The 20,829-nt window shown below is 66.5% G+C and carries 20 protein-coding genes and 1 pseudogene; 17 read left to right on the top strand and 4 right to left on the bottom strand.

The features are described from left to right. From AC1DRP_RS31190 to AC1DRP_RS31150, 9 genes and pseudogenes are all read left to right on the top strand, one after another. On the top strand, positions 1–458 hold a 458-nt coding region (locus AC1DRP_RS31190; RefSeq protein ID WP_476770521.1), incomplete at its 5' end, for a hypothetical protein. An 11-nt stretch (positions 459–469) separates the two neighbouring features. Next, positions 470–1,405 carry an ABC transporter permease gene (locus AC1DRP_RS31185; RefSeq protein WP_441507376.1) on the top strand — a complete coding sequence of 312 codons (936 nt, stop codon included), beginning with the start codon at positions 470–472 and terminating at the stop codon, positions 1,403–1,405. Beyond that, positions 1,398–2,363: an ABC transporter permease gene (locus tag AC1DRP_RS31180; protein WP_441507377.1), complete on the top strand. Its 966-nt coding sequence runs from the start codon at positions 1,398–1,400 to the stop codon at positions 2,361–2,363. Before AC1DRP_RS31185 ends, AC1DRP_RS31180 begins: the two co-directional genes overlap by 8 nt. An 8-nt stretch (positions 2,364–2,371) precedes the next feature. After that, complete coding sequence (locus AC1DRP_RS31175; protein WP_476770520.1) at positions 2,372–3,310, top strand: ABC transporter ATP-binding protein; 939 nt, start codon at positions 2,372–2,374, stop codon at positions 3,308–3,310. A gap of 1 nt (position 3,311) precedes the next feature. Continuing rightward, entirely contained in the window at positions 3,312–4,304 is a 993-nt protein-coding gene (locus AC1DRP_RS31170) for an ABC transporter ATP-binding protein (RefSeq protein ID WP_476770519.1), read from the top strand. Continuing rightward, complete coding sequence (locus AC1DRP_RS31165; protein ID WP_476770518.1) at positions 4,301–6,409, top strand: hydantoinase/oxoprolinase family protein; 2,109 nt, start codon at positions 4,301–4,303, stop codon at positions 6,407–6,409. Before AC1DRP_RS31170 ends, AC1DRP_RS31165 begins: the two co-directional genes overlap by 4 nt. A 4-nt stretch (positions 6,410–6,413) precedes the next feature. Continuing rightward, positions 6,414–8,273 (top strand): hydantoinase B/oxoprolinase family protein, encoded by a 1,860-nt coding sequence (locus tag AC1DRP_RS31160; protein WP_441507381.1) that lies wholly within the window; start codon positions 6,414–6,416, stop codon positions 8,271–8,273. Then, entirely contained in the window at positions 8,270–9,481 is a 1,212-nt protein-coding gene (gene alr / locus AC1DRP_RS31155) for an alanine racemase (protein WP_476770517.1), read from the top strand. The genes AC1DRP_RS31160 and alr overlap by 4 nt, the downstream gene beginning before the upstream one ends. Then, positions 9,366–9,599 (top strand): annotated as a pseudogene (locus tag AC1DRP_RS31150) (LacI family DNA-binding transcriptional regulator); the annotation flags it as partial. The gene alr and the pseudogene AC1DRP_RS31150, both read left to right, overlap by 116 nt. On the opposite strand, the gene AC1DRP_RS31145 reads toward AC1DRP_RS31150, so the two are convergent. Then, positions 9,570–9,761: a hypothetical protein gene (locus tag AC1DRP_RS31145; RefSeq protein WP_476770516.1), complete on the bottom strand. Its 192-nt coding sequence runs from the start codon at positions 9,759–9,761 to the stop codon at positions 9,570–9,572. The pseudogene AC1DRP_RS31150 and the gene AC1DRP_RS31145 sit on opposite strands and share 30 nt — an antisense overlap. Here AC1DRP_RS31145 and AC1DRP_RS31140 point away from each other — a divergent pair. The 3 genes from AC1DRP_RS31140 (at position 9,760) to AC1DRP_RS31130 (ending at position 11,972) form a co-directional block, all read left to right on the top strand. Further along, a complete protein-coding gene (locus tag AC1DRP_RS31140) occupies positions 9,760–10,353 on the top strand; it encodes a substrate-binding domain-containing protein (RefSeq protein WP_476770515.1) in 594 nt (197 codons plus the stop codon). The two genes, AC1DRP_RS31145 and AC1DRP_RS31140, sit on opposite strands and share 2 nt — an antisense overlap. Before the next feature lie 66 nt (positions 10,354–10,419). Then, the gene (locus AC1DRP_RS31135) at positions 10,420–11,355 is read left to right on the top strand and encodes a pyridoxal-phosphate dependent enzyme (protein ID WP_476770514.1); all 936 of its coding nucleotides are present in this window, start codon (positions 10,420–10,422) and stop codon (positions 11,353–11,355) included. Positions 11,356–11,420: 65 nt separating this feature from the next. Further along, positions 11,421–11,972 carry a cysteine hydrolase family protein gene (locus AC1DRP_RS31130; protein ID WP_476770513.1) on the top strand — a complete coding sequence of 184 codons (552 nt, stop codon included), beginning with the start codon at positions 11,421–11,423 and terminating at the stop codon, positions 11,970–11,972. 209 nt (positions 11,973–12,181) lie between these two features. Here AC1DRP_RS31130 and AC1DRP_RS31125 read toward each other — a convergent pair whose 3' ends face one another. Continuing rightward, a complete protein-coding gene (locus AC1DRP_RS31125) occupies positions 12,182–12,469 on the bottom strand; it encodes a hypothetical protein (RefSeq protein WP_441507384.1) in 288 nt (95 codons plus the stop codon). Positions 12,470–12,832: 363 nt separating this feature from the next. Further along, on the bottom strand, positions 12,833–13,696 hold the full coding sequence (locus tag AC1DRP_RS31120; protein WP_441507385.1) for a LysR substrate-binding domain-containing protein: 864 nt from the start codon (positions 13,694–13,696) through the stop codon (positions 12,833–12,835). 206 nt (positions 13,697–13,902) lie between these two features. Between AC1DRP_RS31120 and pbfA the strand changes: the two genes are divergently transcribed. Next, a complete protein-coding gene (gene pbfA, locus AC1DRP_RS31115) occupies positions 13,903–15,264 on the top strand; it encodes a (R)-1-hydroxy-2-aminoethylphosphonate ammonia-lyase (protein WP_476770512.1) in 1,362 nt (453 codons plus the stop codon). Between the two features lie 34 nt (positions 15,265–15,298). Beyond that, positions 15,299–16,309 carry a 2-hydroxyacid dehydrogenase gene (locus tag AC1DRP_RS31110; RefSeq protein ID WP_441507387.1) on the top strand — a complete coding sequence of 337 codons (1,011 nt, stop codon included), beginning with the start codon at positions 15,299–15,301 and terminating at the stop codon, positions 16,307–16,309. A gap of 32 nt (positions 16,310–16,341) precedes the next feature. Here AC1DRP_RS31110 and AC1DRP_RS31105 read toward each other — a convergent pair whose 3' ends face one another. Next, on the bottom strand, positions 16,342–16,992 hold the full coding sequence (locus tag AC1DRP_RS31105) for a LysR substrate-binding domain-containing protein (protein WP_476770511.1): 651 nt from the start codon (positions 16,990–16,992) through the stop codon (positions 16,342–16,344). 81 nt (positions 16,993–17,073) lie between these two features. Between AC1DRP_RS31105 and AC1DRP_RS31100 the strand changes: the two genes are divergently transcribed. The 3 genes from AC1DRP_RS31100 to AC1DRP_RS31090 all read left to right on the top strand — a co-directional run. Beyond that, positions 17,074–18,444 carry a M20/M25/M40 family metallo-hydrolase gene (locus AC1DRP_RS31100; RefSeq protein ID WP_476770510.1) on the top strand — a complete coding sequence of 457 codons (1,371 nt, stop codon included), beginning with the start codon at positions 17,074–17,076 and terminating at the stop codon, positions 18,442–18,444. A 49-nt stretch (positions 18,445–18,493) separates the two neighbouring features. Further along, a complete protein-coding gene (locus AC1DRP_RS31095) occupies positions 18,494–20,104 on the top strand; it encodes an ABC transporter substrate-binding protein (RefSeq protein WP_476770509.1) in 1,611 nt (536 codons plus the stop codon). Positions 20,105–20,162: 58 nt separating this feature from the next. Next, a partial coding sequence (locus tag AC1DRP_RS31090; protein ID WP_476770508.1) for an ABC transporter permease occupies positions 20,163–20,829 on the top strand: 667 nt, incomplete at its 3' end.

Genomic DNA, 20,829 nt, shown 5'->3' with positions numbered 1-20,829 from the left:
GTTATCTGCTGGACGTCGCGGACGCGGCCCTCTTCATCCAGGCATCGCTGGCCCGGCTCGGAATCAAGGTCAAACTCCAGCCGCTCGAGACCGGCCAACTCATCGAGCAGGTTTTTGGCGGCAACCAGACCTCCGCGCTCATGGCGGTCATCGGTCCCTCCGATCCCACCTTCATCATTCAGGGCATCTATACACCGAACCAGGTGATGACGCGCAGCTCCGGCTACAGCAACGAGCGGCTCAATACGCTTCTGACCGAGAGCTTCCGTGTCGACGACGAAAAGTCTCTGGGACCGATCCTGGCCGATATGCAGGCGATCCTGGCGGCGGACTCGCCGTCGACCTGGATCGGAGCCGTCCACAGCTTCAACCTCTGGCGCAGCAATGTGCAGGGCTTCGAGCCGAATACCGGGATCACGCTGCGCCTGACCGACGCGGCCGTGGCCGATCTCCGCTGAGGCGAGAAACCATGTGGTTTGCCAGTCGCATTCTCAGCAGTCTTGCCGTGCTCGTCGTGGTCAGCGCGCTCCTCTTCGCGCTCACGCGGCTGACCCCGCTCTCGCCGGCGCGGATCGTGCTCGGCACGGACGCCACCGTCGAGCAGATCCATGAGTTCGAGCGCGATCGCGGTCTCGACCGCGCTTTGCCCGCCCAATACGCAGCATGGGTTGCGCAGCTTCCCCGCTCGGGCTTCGGCACCTCCTACATCACCGGCCGTTCGATCGATCTCGAGCTGCGCGAGAGCCTGCCGGTCACAGTCGAACTGGTGGTCGCGACCTTTCTCCTGACGCTGGCCGGCGCGATTCCGCTCGGCCTGGTCGCCGGGCTGACGGAAGACCGCTGGCCGGACCACCTGATCAGGGTACTATCCCTGATGGCGGTGTCGGTCCCGGGATTCTGGCTCGCCCTGATCCTGATCCGTGTCTTTGCCGTCAGGCTGGGCTGGGTRCCGCCGATCGGGATCACGCCGCTCTCGGAAGGCTGGCACGCCCATCTCGCCTCCCTGGTGCTGCCGGCCTTGTCGATCGCGCTCTACTATATCGGTGCGCTTAGCCGCCTGATGCGCGCTTCCGTCATCGAGATCCTGGGTCAGGACTACGTCCGCACCGCGCATGCTCTCGGCTTGAGACGCAGTCTGGTCGCGCGCTACGTGGTGAAGAACGCGCTTCCACCCTTCGTCAGCGTCGCCGGGATGTCGTTCGGCTACATGTTCGGCTGGGCGATCATCATCGAGCTGGTCTTCAACATACCGGGTCTTTCGCGGGCCCTGCTGACCGCCATCACGCAACGCGACTATCCGATGATCCAGGCTACCGTCCTGGTCGTCACGGTGATGTTCATCCTCTCAAATCTCGCTGCTGATCTTGTCCAGCGGCTGATCAATCCGAGGCTGAGACATGCTTGACGCCGCGCGTTCGACAGCACCTGCGCCAATGGCATCGGCCGCCGGCATCCGCGCCGTGCCCCGGCTGTCCGGGCTCACCGGCACGATGTGCCGCCTCGCTCAGACGCGCATCGGCCTGGCCGGGTTGGTCATCGTCGGCTTCGTCGTCCTGGCTGCGCTTCTCGCTCCCTGGCTCCCTCTGCACGATCCCCTCGATCTGATGATGGAGCATCGGCTGGAGCCTCCGGGGCCGTCATTCCTGCTGGGCACCGACGAGGTCGGCCGCGACATCCTCGCCCGGCTCGTCTGGGGTGCGCGCGGATCCCTGATGATCGGCGTGCTGACCGTCGCGATCGGCCTCTCCGGCGGGCTCTTGGTCGGTATCCTCTCCGGCTACTACAGCGGCACGCTCGTCGAGACCGTCCTGCTCGGCCTGATGGATATCTTCGCGGCGATCCCGCTGCTCGTCTGGGCGATCGCGATCGTCGGAATCTTCGGCACCGAGTCGGTGCAGCTGGGGCCGCTCGTGCTCCCCAACGAAGCCAAGATCATTCTCCTCGTCGGCTTGCTGTTCATCCCCGGGCTGGCGCGCGTCGCCCACGGCCTGGCCCTGGCCGAGGCCAGGGCGGATTACGTAGCAGCGCGGCGCCTGCAAGGCGCGGGGTCCTGGTCCATCATGGCCAGCGATATCCTGCCCAACATCCTCTCGCCGATCTTCGTCCAGGCGAGCGTCCTGATCGGCATCGGCATCATCATCGAAGCCTCGCTCAGCTTCATCGGGCTTGGCGTGCAGCCACCGACCCCGAGCTGGGGTGGAATGCTGGCCGATGCGCGCTCGCTCGCCTTCTCCGACGAATGGTGGGTCGCGACCTGGCCGGGCCTGGCGATCTTCCTGACCGTGATCGGCTTCAACCTCGTCGGCGACGCCCTCCGGACGGTGCTCGATCCCCGGCGGCGTGATGGGGGACCGGCACTATGAGCGCGCCCGTGCTGTCCCTGAATGACCTGTCCATCGCTTTTGGTCAGGGCGCCGCGGCCCGGACGGTGGTTCACGGCGTCACCCTCCAGGTGCGGGCCGGCGAAAAACTCGCGATCGTCGGCGAGTCGGGCTCGGGCAAGAGCGTCACCGCGCTGGCGATCATGCACCTGCTTGGGCGCTCGGGCCGGGTCGTGGGGGGCGCGATGAGCCTCGAAGGGCAGGACATCACGGCTATTCCCGAGAGCGCGTGTCGCGACCTGCGTGGCCGCAAGGTGGCCATGATCTTCCAGGATCCGATGACCGCCCTCAATCCCGCCTTCACGATCGGCCGGCAGCTCGTCGACGCCATTCGCAGCCATGACGATCCGGGCCCCGGGGCGGCCCGGTCGGAGGCCGAACAGCTCCTCGGCAAGGTCGGTATCGACGATCCGCACCGCCGGAGCGGCCAATATCCCCATGAGCTCAGCGGCGGCATGCGCCAGCGTGTGCTGATCGCGATGGCGATCGCCTGCCGGCCGCGCCTGCTGATCGCAGACGAGCCGACGACGGCGCTCGACGTCACCGTTCAGGCCCAGGTGGTTGCGCTGCTGCGCGACATCAGCGCGACATTCGGGATCACCCTGCTGTTCATCTCGCATAATCTCGATCTCGTCGCGGAGTTCTGCGACCAGATCGCGGTGATGTATCGCGGCCGGATCGTCGAAACCGGCAGCACGGAGGCGATCTTCACGTCGCCACGTCACCCCTACACGCGTCTCCTGCTGGACTCCGTGCCAAGGCCAGGCCGCCCGCTGCGCGCCGCTGAGCCCGGCCGCCTGACCGGGAACCCCGGCGAAGGCGCCTGCGATTTCCTGCCGCGCTGCCCTCTGGCTGACACGGACTGCAGCTTGCGGCCGAGCCTGCGGGGTGAGGGCGGCCATGTCAGCGCCTGCTGGCGGAGCGTCTGAGATGAGCCAAGCCGAAACAGTCCCGCCGCCGCTCCTTGCCGCCGCAGGCGCAAGCCGGCGCTACCCCCTGGCGCGTTCGGCGCTGGCGCGCCTGCTCGACCGGAGGACGACGTCGGCTCTGCTCKGGGCGAGCTTCGAGGTCCAGGCCGGCGACGTGCTCGGCATCGTCGGCGAAAGCGGCAGCGGCAAGTCGACGCTCGCGCGGCTTCTCGTCGGGCTCGACCGTCCGAGCAGCGGTCAGGTCTCGTTCGAAGGACGCGATCTTGCGAGCTTTGCGGCCGCGGACTGGCAGCGTTTCCGAAACCGCGTGCAGTTCGTCTTCCAGGGCGCACACACGGCCTTGAACCCGCGCAAGACCGTCGCGCGCAGCCTGAGCGAAGCCTTCGGCGGGCCGCTCGCGCCGGGAGCGCTCGATGCCCTGCTGGCGCAGGTCAGCCTCGGGCCGGAGCTGCTCGGTCGGCTGCCGCATCAGCTATCGGGCGGCCAGAAGCAGCGGATCGGGATCGCCCGCGCCCTGGCCAGGAAGCCGGAGGTGCTGATCGCCGACGAGCCGACATCGGCTCTCGACGTCTCCGTGCAGAACGAGATCATTGCGCTGCTTCAGCAGCTGCATCGCGACAAGCACCTGACGCTGGTGATCATCAGCCACGATCTCGGGCTCGTCGGGGCGTTCTGCGACCGCGTGCTGGTGATGCATGCCGGCCGTATCGTCGAAATGGGTCCTGCCGCAGAGATTCTGGCGGCGCCAGCGCATCCCTATACGCAGCGCCTGGTCGCCGCCATCCCGCGCGGGCTCGCCGGGCGCAATCGCCCGGCCGAACCGCCACTGCCCGAAGCGGCCCGCCATGGCGGCTGCCCCTTCGAACCCCGTTGCAGCAACCGGATTCCGATCTGTGCGCAAAGCGAGCCACCCGAGGTTCACCTCGGCGATCGGCTCGTCCGTTGTCACGCAGCGCCCATCTCGGTCCAAAACCTAGCGGAGACCAACCTATGACAGCGCGCTCGTTTCGAGTGGGTGCCGATATCGGTGGCACCTTCACGGATATCACCTTCCTGGAGAACGGTCAGACGGTCCATTCGTTCAAACGACCGTCGACGCCCGACGACTACAGCCGCGGCATCGTCGAGGGCGTGCTTGCGTTGCTGGCTCGCATCGGCGGCAAGCCGACCGAGATCGAGGAGGTCGTGCACGCCACGACCGTGGCAACCAACGCGATCCTGGAGGGCAAGGGCGCCACGACCGCGCTGCTGACGACGCGCGGATTCCGCGACGTCCTCGAGCTCGGCCGGCTGCGCATGCCCGAGCTCTACAATCTGAATTATGAAAAGCCGACACCGCTGGTGCCGCGCCATCGGCGCTACGAGATTGCCGAGCGCATGGGAGCCCATGGCGACATCGTCCTGCCCCTGGACGAGGACAGCGTCGTCGAGGCGGCGCGCAGCATAGCGGCGAGCGACACGCGAGCAGTCGCGGTCAGTTTCCTGCACGCCTATGCCAATCCGCAGCACGAGCGGCGGGCCTGCGAGATTCTCGCCGGGATGCTCGGCCCCGAGGTCTTCGTCAGCTGCTCCAGCGATGTCCTGCCGGAGATCCGCGAATACGAGCGGACGAGCACGGTGGTGGTCAACGCCTATCTCGGGCCCGTCGTGCGCTCCTATCTGCGTGCCCTGTCGACGCGGCTGCGCGATGCCGGCATTCACGCACCGCTGCAGGTCATGCAGTCGAGCGGAGGCGTGATGAGTGCCTTGTCCGCGAGCGAGAAGCCGGCCTGCATCATCGAGTCCGGTCCCGCGGCCGGCGTCATCGCTGCCGCCCGCATCGGAGCGGCGGGACGCTCAAACGATATCATCACGATCGACATGGGCGGCACGACCGCCAAGGCCGCGATCATCGAGCAGGGCCAGCCGGCACGCACGACGGAGTACGAGGTCGGGGCCGGGATCAACATCTCGAGCAAGCTGATCAAGGGCGGCGGGCACGCGGTGAAGCTGCCGTTCATCGACGTCTCCGAGATCGGCGCCGGCGGCGGCAGCATCATCCGGGTCGATGCCGGCGGCCTGATCCAGGTCGGTCCCGACAGTGCCGGCGCCGTCCCGGGCCCGGCCTGCTACGGCACAGGCGGAACCCGCCCGACGCTGACCGACGCGCTCGTCGTGCTCGGCTACATCAATCCGGAATACATCGCCGGCGGCGCCGTGCGCCTCGATGCGGAGCGCTCGCGGCGTGCGATCAGCGAGCAGGTCTGCGCCCCCACGGGGCTTGATCTCGAGACGGCCGCCCATGGCGTCTACGCCATCGCGGCCTCGWCGATGATGCGAGCCGTCAAGGCCGTCTCGACCTATCGCGGCCGCGATCCGCGCGACTTCACCCTGTTCGCCTTCGGCGGCAACGGTCCGGCGGTGGCAGCCGAGATCGCGCGCCTCCTCGACATGAAGCGTGTCGTCGTCCCGTCCCATCCTGGCGTCTTCAGCGCGCTCGGTCTGCTCTACTCGACGACCGAGCACGACCTGATGCAGACCTATTTCTGCGCGCTCGATGCGATCGACTCCGACAGGCTCGATACGGCCTACCGCAAGCTCGAGACCAGCATGTTCGCCGGCCTGGAGGCCGACGGCTTCACCAGAGCGGATATCGAAATCGAGCGGCTGGCCGACCTGCGTTACGCCGGGCAGGCCTATGAGCTGACGATCGGGCTGACCGACCGTCCGGGCGACCCCATCGACATCGCCGCCATGGGCGCGGCCTYCCACCGCGAGCACAAGCAGACCTACGGCCATGCATCGACGAGCGATCCGCTCGAGATCGTCAATATCCGCGTGACCGGCCGTTCCCGCAGCGACAGGACCGACGCCTATCGGCCGTCAGCCCCGGACGCGCGAACGGGGGTGGCGGGCTCTCCGTCGATGCGGACCTGCTGGTTCGGACCGGACTGGGGGCACCTGGAGACGCCGATCATCACGCGTCTCGACCTCGCGGCCGGCGACCGGGAAAGCCCGCTGATCGTCGAGGAATACGACGCCACCTGCGTGGTTCCTCCTGGCTGGACGGCGGGTCTCGACGAATTGGGCAATCTCGTACTCACAGCCTCGGAAAGGTGACGTCATGCTCGCCCCTCATAGTGCCCCCCATTCTGGCCCCGAATTGTCGCGCTCCGATCCGGTGACCCTGGAGATCGTCAAGAACGCGCTCGCGTCCATCGCCGACGAGATGGCGCTGGTCATCCTGCGCAGCGCCTATTCGCCGATCGTCCGGGACTCGATGGACTACTCGACGGCGCTCTGCGATCGAAACGGCCTGATCATCGCCCAGGGCCTCACCAATCCGGTGCATCTCGGCTCGTTCCCGAGCGTGATGGTCAACATCCTGAAACGCTTCGGCGGGACGATGCAGCCGGGCGACGGCTACATCACCAACGACCCCTACGGTGCCGGCGGCATGCATTTGCCGGACGTCTATCTGGTCAAGCCGGTGTTCCACGCCGGCCATGTCGAAGGCTTCGTAGCGAGCCTCGTCCACCACACTGATCTCGGCGGCATGGCGCCGGGCAGCATGGCCCTGCATGCCACCGAGATCTTCCAGGAAGGATTGCGGATCCCGCTTATCAAGGTGATGCACGAAGACCGGATGGACGAGAACCTCCTGGCTTTCCTGGAGGTCAATTCCCGCGTTCCGGAACAGGTTCTGGGCGATCTTCGGGCCCAGATCGCCGCCTGCGCCGCTGCCGAACGCGGCTTCGGCAAGGTGCTCGAAAAATACGGCGCGCCGGCCATGCGCGGCATGCTGGCGGAACTGCACGCCTACGCGGAAAGGCTCGTCCGCGACGAGATCCGCGCGATGCCTGACGGCGTCTATGAGGCCGAGGATTTCATCGACGGCCTCGGCGAGGGCGGCGGGCCGATCCGCTTCAAGGTGACGATCACGGTTGCAGGCGACGAGCTTGAGATCGACTGGACGGGGACCAGCGGGGAGGTTCCGGGCGCCATCAACGGACCTGTGGCGATCACCTATTCGGTCGCCTATGCCGCCTTGCGCTGCGCCGTCCAGGCGGCGGTTCCAAACTGCGAAGGCTATACGCGGCCGGTTCGGGTCGTGGCTCCGCTCGGCACTATCGTCAACCCGCGTCCGCCGGCGGCCTGCGCAGCCCGCGGCGTCATGGCCTATCGCATGCTCGATGTGCTGTTCAACGCGTTTGCCCAGATCGTGCCGGACCGGATGCCTGCCGCCGGCGAAGGCGGGCCCTCCGCCGTGTCGCTCAGCGGCATCCACGAGGGGAAGACCTGGCTGATCACCGATGGCATTCTCGGAAGCTGGGGCGGCCGGGCCACGAAGGACGGGGTCGACGGGATCGCCAACCCCGGCGCGAACCTCTCGAACATGCCGATCGAACTGATCGAGGCACGCTATCCCTTGCGGATCGAGAGCTATGGTCTCGTCGCCAATTCGGGCGGTGCCGGCCGCCGCCGTGGCGGCATGGCGATCACGCGCTCTTACCGTATCCTCGGGGATGACGCGCAACTGACGATCCGCTCGGACCGGCGCGCGCATCTGCCGCCGGGCCTCTTCGGCGGATGTCCGGGCTCGCCATCGCTCAATATCATCGATCGGAACGGCACGACTGAACTGCTCCCGGTGATGCCGATGCGGACGCTCGCTCTCAGCAAGGGCGATCTCTTCACCCATGTCGCGCCTGGCGGGGCAGGCAATGGCGATCCGCTCGAACGTGACCCGGACCATGTCGCAGCCGATGTCCGCGACGGCCGCTTCACCAGGGAGTTCGCCCGCGACGTCTATGGTGTCGTCACTGGAGCGAACGGTCGCGCAGACCGGGTCGCAACGGACATTCGTCGCGATGGCCTGGCGTCCGATTTGCCGAAACTGGCGGAAGCGCAGCTCCGTCTCTTCATGGACGGGGATCAGGGCCGGGCGGCGCTGAGCCCGGAATATGAGGGAGAGCCGGCATGACGGCGCAAGTCGCACTCTCGGCAATCGATCCGGGCCACAACCGGACCGATTGCCGCCGGTACGATCTCGCCCGACTCCTGCGCCCAAGCTGGGCGGAGCTCGATTTCGGTGCATTGAGCCGGAATGTCGCGGCAACGCGCAGTCTGGTCGGACGGGATGTTCGCATCTACTTCGTCTGCAAGGGCGACGGCTTCGGCTTTGGCGCCGCCGCGGTCGCGAAGGCCGCGGAACGGGCCGGCGTCGACGGCTTTTGTGCCGGCAGCCCTGACGAAGTCGTTTCGATCCGCAGCACCGGCACGACGCTTCCCGTCCTGTTGTTCGCGTCGACCACGCCGGGCGATCTGCCGGCCGCCGCCAGGCTCGGCGCCACGGTCACGGTCCAGAGCATGGCCGWTATGGACGCGGTGCTGACGGCTGGCGAGCGGATCGAGGTCTTTGTCGAGGTTGATTGCGGGCTTGGCCGCTACGGTCTGCGCCCCGAGCAATGGCCCGGCGTGCTGCAGCGCCTTCGTGCTGCCGATCATGTCGGGGTGCGCGGCCTGTACTCGCATCTCAGCACTCCGGATGATCCGGGCGTCAGCAGGCGCCAGGCAGAGCTCTTCCGGCAGGCGGCAGCCGATGCTGCGGCAGCCGGCCACGACGATCTCATCCTCATGCTGGCGTCTAGCCGGGTGGTGCTGGCCTATCCCGACATGCTCTTCAATGCGGTCGACCCCGGGCGCCTGATCTATGGCGGCGGGCTTGACGAGCACTGGATGGAGAGCAGCGGCCTCTCGCCTCTGCTCACCGCGGTGAAATCCCGGATCATCCAGGTCCAGGAGCATCCTCCGGGAACGGTGCTGGGGATCGGATATGGCGCGCCGATCGCCATCGAACGCGGCATGCGGACCGCGGTCGCGCCGATCGGCTTCTGGGATGGGCTGAACCATGTTCCGCCGCTCGGGGAGGTTCTGATCCACGGCCGGCGCTGCCCCGTGCTCGGGCGCCGGACCTTTCAGCATTCGGTCATCGACGTGACGGGGATCTCCGACGTCGCGCCCGGCGATGAGGTCGTGGTCCTTGGGCGGCAGGGCACCGAAGAGATCTCGATCCATGATCTCGCGACGGCGATCGGCATCACGGTCATCGAATTGGTCCCTCGGCTCGCGCGCTCCTTGCCGCACGTGTATGTCGGCCAGGGGCAGGAGAGGGACGGTCGGCGTGGCTAAGATGGGGACGAGGCAGTCGGCGGACGAGCCCAGGCCGATCACGATCAAGGACGTCGCGAGCCGGGCCGGTGTCGGGCTCGGCACCGCTTCACGGGTTCTCAATGGCAACGAGAATGTCGCACCTCATTTGCGCGAGCAGGTTTTCAAGGCCGTCCAGGACCTGGGCTATCACCCCAATTCCGTGGCGCGCTCCATGCGGCTCGGAAAAAGCTACGCCGTCGGCTGCCTCGTCACGGATATCCGCCAGCCCATAGCGGCTTACCGCCATCACCATTCCCATGGTGCTCTGGGAGCGCAGCCCCGATGGCGGTTTCGATACTGTCCTGACGGAGCATCGTGTCGGCGCTCGCAGGGCAACCGAGCATCTGCTGGCGCTGGGGCACCGCGAGATCGCGCTCGTCGCCGGTCATCTCGACACCTGGGTCGGGCGGGAGCAGCGGGCCGGTTTCGATGCGGCGTTCGCAGACCGGGGGCTGGAACCGCCGGCAGGTCGTATCTTCGAGGTGGGCGCATTCGGAGCCCGCAAGCTTGAGGCCCTATGCCGTGGCGAGCGGCCGATCACGGCGATCATCGCCAATATCGACGAGATCCCCGGTATCCTGCATTTCTGCGCGAAACGCGGCCTCGTGCTGCCGCGCGACATGTCGATCGTGTCGATCGGTGACGCCAGTATCCTGGAAGTCATGACGCCATCGATCACGGCCGTGCGCGGCAACGGCACGAAAGTAGCCCAGCTCGCAGCCACGCTTCTGCTGAAGAAAATGTCCGACAAGCAGCCGGAAACGGCATCGGAGCGCTTATCCGTCGGCATGCAACTCAAGGTCCGGCATTCCACGGCGCCTTTGAACGATGGCGGCGGCGAGCATGTTTAGCGTCCGCAAAATCGTTGCTGATCACTGATCGATCGTCTCGGCTCCACGGTGGTGGAGAGGAAAGTCATGATGTCCCTCCATGTCAGAACACCGACACACCACTCGTCTGCTCTCTCCCGGGCGAGCGGGCGAAGGGTGTGGCTGAAGCTTGAATCCCTTCAGCCCTCGGGGTCCTTCAAGCTCCGCGGAATTGGCCTTGCGTGTCAGGACCATGCCAGGCGCGGCGTGAAACGCTTCGTCAGCTCGTCTGGCGGCAATGCCGGGATCGCCGTCGCCTATGCCGGGCGTGAGCTCGACATCCCCGTCACGGTTGTCGTCCCCGAGACGACATCGCCAAGAGCCTGTCGCCTGATCTCGGACATGAAGGCCGATGTCCTGATCCACGGTGCGTCCTGGCAGGAGGCAAACGAGCGCGCGCTTGCGATGCTGGGTGAGAGCGATGCGTTCATCCACCCCTTCGACGACCCGGTGGTGTGGCGGGGGCACTCGACGATCATCGATGAGGTGGTCGAGGATGGAGTGCAGCCCGACCTCGTCGTTCTCTCCGTCGGCGGCGGCGGATTGCTCAGTGGCGTCATCGAAGGCTTGCAGCGCCACACGCTGAACTGTCCCGTTCTTGCGGTGGAGACGACGGGCGCGTCCTCCTTTGCCCAGTCGGTTGCCCGGGGCGAGCGCATCGTTCTGCCAGCGATCGAGAGCATCGCCACCTCGCTCGGTGCGCACCAGGTCTCGGAGCATGCCTTTGCTCTTCTTGCACAGCATCGCATCGACTGCGCCGTGGTCTCGGATCTTCAGGCGGTGGAGGCGTGCCTGCGGTTCCTGGACGACCATCGCATCCTCGTCGAACCGGCATGCGGGGCGAGCATCGCCACGCTCTACCAGAATGTCGCGGAACTCGCCGATTACCAGAACATCCTGGTCATCGTCTGCGGCGGGGCGACATCGACGGTGGAGCAAATGACTGCATGGCGCCACAGTCTCTCATCAGAAAGTGAAATCTAGGACGAGGCCTGTGTTTCCGCAGCGCGTGTCAAACAACGCTTGAAATTCAACTTGGGGTGATTGTGATGTCGGTCGATATTCGGGGCGAATACATCGAGAGAGCGGCCCTCGTCGTCATGCATTATCAGGTCGACGTGTTCGAGATCCTGTTCGGAGAGAAGCCATCGCCCTTGCTGGATCGGTGCAACRCACTGATCCGGCGCTGGCGCGCCACGGGCCGGCCGGTGCTGTTCCCGAATTTTTCGCTGGGCGCAGACTATGAACATGCCCCGCCGGGAACCAACCGCCAGATCACGCCCTATCTCCCGAGCGGACGATTTCGTACCGGTCTGCCCGTCGCGGGCCTCGCGATCGAGCCGGGTGACCTCGTCTATGCCTGTCCGCGCGCCAGCGTCTTCCACGGCACGTCACTCGACGCGGACCTTCGCACGCGCGGTGTCAGCACGCTTGTCATGGCCGGGATCAGCACCACCGGCGTGGTCCTGTCCAGCGTCGCCTGGGCCTGTGATGCGGATTACGATCTGCGTCTGGTCCAGGACTGCTGCTTTGATCCGGATCAGGAGGCCCATGACGCCCTGTTCCGCTCCAGTTTCGGCGGACGTGTCCTGGTCCTGTGAGGCGAATGCGGCTGGACCTGCCGCCCCGTACGCGAGCCGTTCGAACGATTCGGAGGGAGGGACTGGCGCGCAGGACCGTGGGTTGCGTCGTCATGCCGACAATCCCAACAGGCGCGCCCTGGGCCCGGATTTCGCCGGGGACGGGACCGCGAGCGGACACCGCAGACGCCGGCCTGGTGGTGGGCGTTGCCTCCCGTGGGAGGAATGTGTCAGCGGGGCGGCTTGTCGGACTCCGAGGATGCCGATGGCGCTAGCTGCGGACTGGCCGCCTCGGCGGTCGTGCCGGGGTCCGGAACGGCCTCGGCCATCGCGATGGCGTCGCTCTCGATCGAGGCGGCGAGGCGGCGGTAATCGTCGAAGTTGAACATCGCGCAACGTCCGTCCTGGGACCACTGGGTGATCACCTCCCAGACGAGATCGTACTCCTCGCAGACGCTGCGAAACCGTAGATCCCGCATTCGTGCGAAGCGATTGCGGAACGCAGGAATCTTAAGCATGAGACGGGCAAGCCCGCGTTCTTGAGCCGACATGGTACGCCCCTCGTGAACCCACCAGAAGACATAGGCAAGGAACGCATAGGCAAGGGCGGAAGGCGGCAGCGATATCGAGTGTCGCAATTTCTGCTGGGAATACTGACACGAAGCGACATCCGCTTCAAATATACTTTCAAGTGACGTCGACCATTTGTGTATGGGATGCGGGATCGTAGTTAAGGCAGGTTTGCCGGATTCGCAGAGAGTCGCCACCGGGTTTCCAATGCTGCGTTCAAAGCAACGATTTGGACCGGCTGCGTTGCTGTCAGCTCTTGGTGCGCGCTGGCGCGGTGCGAGACGGAACGGGGCGGGTTTAGTCCAGCCTGATCAAGAAAGATCCCGCGCGACGTCCAGAAAGGCCTTGATCGCCTTGTTGTCCCGGCGTTCGCTCAAGCAGATCAGGGATTCCTCCATCAGGATCGGCGGCCCGTCGAGGGCGATGCGCACCAGGCCGCGATCGCCGCGCAGCTCGGCCTCCGAGACGAAACCGATGCCGCCACTCGCCGCCACGATGTCGAGCGCAGCCTCGCGCCCTTCGACCTCGATGGCGTAGGTCAGCCTGACGCCGGTCTCGGACGCGCGCTGTTCGAGCAGCCGGCGCGTCCGCGAGCCGCTTTCCCGGATCACGAGCGCCATGCCGGCAAGCTCCGCCAGCGCCAGCGACCGGCGCGAGGCAAGCGGATGATCGGCTGCGACGACGGCGATGATCCGCGCCGCATTCAGCGCAATGATCTCGAAATCACGGTGCGGGGCCATATCGCCGAGGACGCCGATATCGGCCTCGTAGCTTCGCAGCTGCGCCACGATGGTCTCGGTGTTGCCGGCGCTCACCGTGATCCGCACGCCCGGATAGATCTCGCGGAACGCTGTCAGCACATGCAGGACATGATGGACGGAATCGGCCGCGAGCCGCAGGGTCCCGAGCCGCAGGGCGCGCGACTCTAAGAGCAGCCCGCGCGCCTGGTCCTCGGCATCGAACAGGCGGTGCGTGATCGCGAGCAGCCTTTCGCCCATCGCGGTCAGGGCGATCTGCCTGTGCTGCCGGCTGAACAGCAGCACGTCATACTCCTCCTCGAGCTTGCGGACCTGATCGGAGATCGCCGGCTGCGTCAGGTTCAGCTCGCTCGCGGCGCGTGAGAAGCCGCCGGCGAGCGCGACCTGATGGAAGGCACGGAGCTGGACATAGCGCATGGCGGGATCCGCGCAGGGTGGAGCCGGGGAGGCGATACGCATCAATGCAACGATTCAATTTATGCGTCGATCGAAAATAACGATTTTTCAGATGCTCTATTGCCGGCGATGATGCCGACATCGAAAGCAGTCGCCAGTCGAAAGCAGTCGCCAGGGGAACGCCCGCCGCAACGCCGGCGCGTCGCCTTGGCCCGGGAGTTTCAGATATGTCAGGTCTTTCCGCCAAGCTCGTGCATACCGAAGGCGAGTCGAACACCTCGGCGGCGCGCGGCGCCTGGTCGGCGCGGCTCGATGACAAGGCGACGCAGAGCCTGCTGAAGCGCGACGCCGATGCCTTCCTGCACCAGAGCCTGTCGAGCCCCTGCGTCACGGCGATCGCCAAGGCCGAGGGCATCTGGATCCAGGACACGGCCGGGCGCCGCTACATGGATTTCCATGRCAACAGCGTCCACCATATCGGCTATGGCCATCCCCGCCTGAAGGCTGCGATCAAGCAGCAGATCGACGATCTCTGCTTCGCGCCGCGCCGCTTCACCTGCGAGCCCGCGGTCGAGCTGGCCGAGACGCTGGGCCGCCTTGCCCCGGGCGATCTCGGCAAGGTGCTGTTCACGACGGGCGGTTCGGATGCGGTCGAGGTGGCGCTCAGGCTTGCGCGCGCCGCCACCGGGCGCTTCAAGACCTTGTCCTTCTGGGATGCGTTTCACGGTGCGGGCTTCGGCGCCTCGAGCGTCGGCGGCGAGGCGACCTTCCGCTCCGGCATTGCCGGGCCGCTCCTGCCGGGCGCGGAGCATGTCGCGCCCTGGGCGAACCATCACTGCGCCTATGGCCATAACAGCCTGGAGGATTCGGCTCGCGCCTGCGCCAGCATGATCTCCTATGTGCTCGGCCGGGAGGGCGATTTCGCGGCCCTCGTCGCCGAGCCGATGCGGGCGACCCCGAACCCGCCGGCGCCCGGCTTCTGGAAACTGGTGCGCGAGGCTTGCGACCGCCACGGCACGCTCCTGATCTTCGACGAGATCCCGACCGGGCTCGGCAAGACCGGCCGCTTCTTCACCAGCGAGCATGACGGGGTGACGCCCGACATTCTCGTCGTCGGCAAGGCGCTGGGCGGCGGCATCCTGCCGATCGCCGCGGCGATCGCGCGGCGCGACCTCGATGTCGCCGGCGATTTCGCGATTGGCCACTACACTCATGAGAAGAACCCGGTGACGACGCGCGCGGCGCTGACCACGATCGCGATCATCCGCGAGGAGGGTCTGCCGGAGCGCGCAGCTGAGCTCGGCGGTCTGGCGATGGACCGTCTGCGCGCCTTCGGCGAGGGCTCGCCCCATGTCGGCGACGTGCGCGGGCGCGGGCTGATGTTCGGGGTCGAGATCGTGGCCGACAAGGCGGACATGGCGCCCGACAACGCGCTCGCCGAACGGGTCTATTATCGCTGCCTCGAAGCCGGGCTGAGCTTCAAGATCAGCCAGGGCAACGTGCTGACGCTCTCGCCGCCGCTGGTGATCCCGCAAGCCGACCTGGACCGCGCGCTCGACATCGTCGAGACCGCGATCGCGGCCGGCTGAGGCGCCTCTGACTTCCCGACCGAAAGGGTCCGCTATGAAAGCCGTCCGCACGGACCGTGAACTGGAATGCCCCGAGATCGACGCCGGCCTGCGAGCCCGCGGCGTCGAGCTCGTCACCTTGCCCGATGGCATCCCGGAGGCCGCGCTGATCGAGGCCGTCGCCGACGCCGAGCTGATCCTGATGTGCTACACGCCGATCACGGCTCGCGTCATCGCGGCTGCGCCCAGGCTCAAGGGCATCGTCAAATACGGCGTCGGCATCGATGCGATCGATATCCCCGCCGCAAGCGCGCGTGGCATCCCGGTCGTCAATGTTCCTGAATATGCCGAGGAGACCGTCGCGGAGGGCGCCTTCGCCCTGATGATCGCGCTGGCCAAGCGCCTGCCCGAAATCGGCCGCGCCATGGCGACTGAGGGCTGGATCTGGCCGGAACAGCGCTGGATCGGCCGCGATATCTCCGGCGCCACGCTGGGGCTCGTCGGTGCCGGCAAGATCGGCCGCAGCATGGCCCGGATGGCGGGGCAGGGCTTTCGGGCCCGTGTTCTCGGCTACGATCCCCATGTCGACCGGGCAAAGCTCGCTGAGGCCGGCATCGAGAAGGTCGACGATCTGCATGCGATGTTGCGCCAATGCGACTTCGTCTCGCTCCATTGCGTGCTGAACGCGGCGACGCGCGGCTTGATYGGCCGCGCCGAGCTCGCCTGCCTGAAACCCTCCTCCGTGCTGGTCAACGTCTCCAGGGGAGCGCTGATCGACGAGGCGGCGCTCGTCGAGGCCGTGCTGGCCGAACGTCTCGGCGGCGTCGGGCTCGACGTCTATTCGACGGAACCGCTGGCCAAGGCCGGGCATGTGCTCAGCCCGCTCTTTGGCCGCGACGACGTCATTCTCTTCCCGCACCTGACCTTCTTCACGGTCGAGGCGATGCGGCGCCTCTCGGAGGATACGCTCGCCCGCTGCTTCGAGGTTCTCGACGGGCGGCCGGTCGAGGTGCGCTCGCGTGATCCACGGCTCCGCGCGCAGCGCGAGAACGTCGCCTTCGCCTGACGCGCAAATGTCCCCGCTTCACCCGGGCGGCTTCATCCCGACCGCAGCGCGCGGATGTCGCTGCGGTCGTCCGGCAGCTTGGCCGTGACGTCGAAGAAGGCTTTGACGACGGACCGCATCCGCTCGCTCTTGAGGCAGGCGACATAATCCGTGCTCGCCACCTCGCCATCGCTGAGCTGCAGGGTGGTGAAGCGTCCGGAGCCATAGGCTTCGAGCTCCCAGACGATGCCGTGGCCGAGGCCGGCCGCCACCGCCTCGCACAAGGCCTCGCGGCTGCCCAGTTCGAGGACATAGCGCGGCTTGGCCTTGGCGCGGGCGAAGGCGGCGTCCACGAGCTTCTGCGTCATCGAGCCGTCTTCGCGACCGATCATCGCCTCGCCGTCCAGCTCGGACAGCGAGATCGATTGGCGACCGGCCCAGCGGTGGCTGTTGGCGACGATCACCACGCCGCGGTGATGCCAGAGCGGCATCGCGTGGATATGCGGATGGTCCGCGACGGCGGGCAGGATGCCGATATCGACATGGCGGTCGAGCAGCGCCTGCCGCACCATCCGGCTGTTGCCGGTCGAGACCGAGAGCCTGACCCGCGGATGCAACGCCATGAAGCGGGCGAACAGGCCCATCACGATATGGGGTCCGTCCACAGCCAGCCGCAGGCTGCCATCCTGCAGTTCCTGCGACATGTATCGATATAAAACTTCTAATTTGTCTAATAGTTTTAGCGCTGCGACGTTCGGCTCATGGATCAACCCGAGGCGAACATCGTGGACAGCGCAGAAACACATTCGCAGGCAGCAGCAGCACTCGCGCTGGCCAGGAGCCGGCGCGCCCAGAGCGTCGCAGCCCTGGCCGAGATCGTCCGGATCCGCAGCCTCACGGGAGAGGAGGGGGCGGCGCAGGGGCGCATGGTCGAGATCCTGTCTTCCGCCGGGGCTGCCGTCACGCAGGCCGAGCCGGATGTCGAGGCGATGTTCAAGGCCTTCCCCGATGTCGCGCAGTATCCGACGCATTGGCAGCACGATCTGATCCTGCCCTATGCCGGGCTCCCGACCTTCGAGGCCCTGCGCGACAGCGGCCTCCAGCCGGTGCTGAACTATGATGGCAGGCCCAATGTCGTCGGCACCTGGCGGGGCACGGGCGGCGGGCGCTCGCTTATTCTCAACGCCCATATCGATACGGTCACCGTCGAGCCCCTGGCGCAATGGACGCGCGATCCCTTCGGCGCGGAGATCACTKACGGCCTGATGTATGGCCGCGGCACCTCCGACATGAAGGGCGGCCTGATGGCCGCGCTGCTGGCGATGCGCTATCTCAGCGAGGCCGGAACGCGCCTGCACGGCGACGTCACGCTCCACTGCGTCGTCAACGAGGAGCATGCCGGCAACGGCACGCTCGACCTCGTCACGCGTGGGGCTGCGGCCGATGCGGCCGTGGTGCTGGAACCGACCAGCAACACCATCGCCTACAGCCATCCCGGCGGTCTCTACTGGCAGGTCACGCTGAGCGGGGTCCAGCGCTCGCCGGGCGCGCGCTGGAACGGCGGCACGCTGGAGGGGCTGGGTGCGGTCGACATGCTGCCGCCGGTGATCGAGGCGCTGCTCGGGCTCGAGCGCCGCTACAACCAGGGCACGCCGGCCGGCGCCAAGCCGCCCTTTTCACTGACCATGGGCAAGATCGCGGGCGGCCATTACGAGACGGTCACGGCCGGGGAGGTGGTGATCAAGGGCGGTGCCTATTTCGCGCCCTCGCTCGGTGCCGTGACCGATATCATGGATGGTTTCCGTGACGCGATCGCAGGCGCCAACGCCGCTGACCAGGGGCTGCGCCGCCATCCTGCCAGGCTCGAATTCCTGCACCATGACGACAGCACGGATCAGCCCGCCGACCTTCCCGTTGCGCGTGTGATGGGGGAGGTGCTGGCGCGCCGGGGGGGAGACGGCACGGCCTATCCCGGCCATTTCTGTTGCGACATGCGCCATCTCGTGAACCAGGGCGGAATCCCGAGCATCATCTTCGGGCCGGGCTCCATCGCCCAGGCGCACAAGCCCGACGAGCATATTCCGATCGACGATTTTCTCGCGGCGATCGAACACCTGATCGCGTTCATCGCGGAGTGGTGCGGCACGGAACTGTAGGAGGCGGCCCAGCAAGGGTTCGCCCAATCATAAAGGGGATTGTCCAGACATGGGTATGAGCAGGCTTCCGGCTATCCTCGCAGCAACGCCGCTGGYGCTCGCTCTTTGCGGCGCCGCTGCGCTGGCACAGAGCTGTCCCAAGACCGGCGGGACGCTGACCTATGTCTATTCGCTCGAGCCGACCTCGCTGTCGACGATCGCCACCTCGGCCGTTCCGGTCGCGCTGATCTCCACCAAGATCTATGAGAGCCTGCTGACCTATGAGGGCCCGGCCCTGACGCCRAAGCCGGGCCTCGCCGAATCCTGGACGATCTCCGACGACAAGAAGACCTATACGTTCAAGCTGCGGCCGGGCGTGACCTGGCATGACGGCAAGCCCTTCACGGCGCAGGATGTGAAGTTCAGCGTCGAGGACATCATCCGCCCCTATCATTCCCGCGGAAAAGTCTATTTCGGCGACGTCGAGGCGGTCGAGACGCCCGATGACCTGACCGTGGTGTTCAAGCTCAAGGCGCCGGTGCCGTTCTTCATGAACGTCTTCCAGCCCGGCGAGGCGCCGATCATGCCAAGGCACGCCTTCGACGGCGTCGACGTGAAGGCGGTGGCTGCGGTCCGCGCTGCGCCGATCATGCAGAACCCGGTCGGGACCGGCCCGTTCCGCTTTAAGGAATGGCGCAAGGGCAGCCACATCACGCTGGAGCGCAATCCAGGCTACTGGCGCAAGGGCTTCCCCTGTCTCGACCAGGTCGTGCAGCGGATCATGCCGGACGGCGCGGCGCGCGCCATCGCCATCGAGACCGGCGAGGTCGATCTCGCCCCGATGAGCAGCCTGCCCGAGGCGGAGGTGCAGCGGCTCGAGAAGATCCCGGCGCTGGAGGCCTCGCAGGCCGGAGCCGAGGCGCTCGGTCCCAATCTCTGGCTCGAGGTCAACATGCGCGATAAGCCGCTCGCCGATCTCAAGGTCAGGCAAGCGCTCAGCCTCGCGCTTGATCGCGAGCGCATCGTCGATGTGATCTGGTACGGCCAGGGCAAGCCGGCGCGCGGTCCCGTCGTCAGCACGAACTCCGCCTTCAACAAGGCGCTGAAGCCCTATGAGTACAACCCGCGCAAGGCCAACCAGCTTCTCGACGAGGCCGGCTATCTGCGCGGTGCCGACGGGGTCCGCTTCAAGATCACCCAGCATTTCCTGCCCTATGGCGAGAACTGGGCCCGGCTCGGCGAATATGTCCGCCAGGAGCTCGGCAAGGTCGGCATCGCGGTCGAGACCCAGAGCGCCGATCTCGGCGGCTGGCTGAAGGCCGTCTACACCGACTGGAGCTTCAATCTCACCAGCACCTTCTCGCATAACTATTCCGATCCCTCGATCGGCGTGGAGCGCACGTTCCATTCCGACTTCATCAGGAAGGGCGCCACCTTCACCAACTCGATGGGCTACCGGAATGCGCGGGTCGACCAGCTCTTCGGGCTCGCCGCCCGCGAGATTGATCCGGCTGCCCGCAAGAAGCAGTTCGACGAGCTGCAGCAGATCCTGCACGACGAGCTGCCGGTGATCTTCCTGATGGAGATGTCCTACACCCATGTCTGGAACCGCAAGGTGAAGGGCCTGATCACCAACGGCATCTCGATGTATTCATCCTGGGACGGGGTCTCCAAGGACTGATGGGAACGCCGATGCGCTCGCGCCCCGTCATCACCTCCTCGTTCCGGGAAACGGCCTGATGTCCTCCCTGTCACTCGGTTTCGTGTCCGTTCGCCTGCTCCAGGTGGTTCCGAGCGTGCTGGGCATCGCGGTGCTGAACTTCGCGCTGCTCCACCTCGCGCCCGGCGACGCGGCCGAGATCATCGGCGCGCAGTCCGGCGGTGCATCGAAGGAGTTCGTCGACGAACTCCGGCGCTCGTTCGGCATCGACCGGCCGCTCTACCAGCAGTTCTTCATCAATCTCGGCAAGCTGCTGACCTTCGATCTCGGTGTCTCCAACGTCCAGCAGCGGCCGGTGCTGGACCTGATCGCAGACCGCATGCCGGCGACGCTCCTGCTGATGCTGACGGCGATCGGGATTGCCATCGTGGTCGGCGTGCTCTGTGGCGTCGTCGCGGCGATGCGGCACCGCAAATGGGTCGACACGATCGTCTCGGTGCTGGCGCTGCTGTGCTATGCGATGCCGCAGTTCTGGCTCGGCCTGATGCTGATCGTGCTGTTTTCGGTGACGCTGGGCGTGCTGCCTTCGGGCGGCATGATGACGATCGGCGCGCAGATGGGGCCGCTGGCCCGCGCCCTCGACATCGCCCGCCACCTCGTGCTGCCGGCGCTGACGCTCGGGCTCTTCTATGCCGCGGTCTATGCCCGGCTGATGCGGGCCTCGATGCTCGAGGTCTATTCATCCG

It is taken from the genome of Allobosea sp. 01N443, from assembly GCF_056399325.1.
The sequence above is the reverse complement of the archived record's forward strand: the minus strand, read 5'-3'. Positions and strand labels throughout refer to the sequence as shown.

What these genes read in the sequence shown, in the direction of transcription:
- AC1DRP_RS31180 (WP_441507377.1), top strand. Translation starts at nt 1,398, where the DNA reads ATGCTTGACGCCGCGCGTTCGACAGCACCTGCGCCAATGGCATCGGCC.
- AC1DRP_RS31160 (WP_441507381.1), top strand. Translation starts at nt 6,414, where the DNA reads ATGCTCGCCCCTCATAGTGCCCCCCATTCTGGCCCCGAATTGTCGCGC.
- AC1DRP_RS31140 (WP_476770515.1), top strand. Translation starts at nt 9,760, where the DNA reads ATGGTGCTCTGGGAGCGCAGCCCCGATGGCGGTTTCGATACTGTCCTG.
- AC1DRP_RS31145 (WP_476770516.1), bottom strand. Translation starts at nt 9,761, where the DNA reads ATGGGAATGGTGATGGCGGTAAGCCGCTATGGGCTGGCGGATATCCGT.
- AC1DRP_RS31135 (WP_476770514.1), top strand. Translation starts at nt 10,420, where the DNA reads ATGATGTCCCTCCATGTCAGAACACCGACACACCACTCGTCTGCTCTC.
- AC1DRP_RS31125 (WP_441507384.1), bottom strand. Translation starts at nt 12,469, where the DNA reads ATGCTTAAGATTCCTGCGTTCCGCAATCGCTTCGCACGAATGCGGGAT.
- AC1DRP_RS31120 (WP_441507385.1), bottom strand. Translation starts at nt 13,696, where the DNA reads ATGCGCTATGTCCAGCTCCGTGCCTTCCATCAGGTCGCGCTCGCCGGC.
- AC1DRP_RS31105 (WP_476770511.1), bottom strand. Translation starts at nt 16,992, where the DNA reads ATGTCGCAGGAACTGCAGGATGGCAGCCTGCGGCTGGCTGTGGACGGA.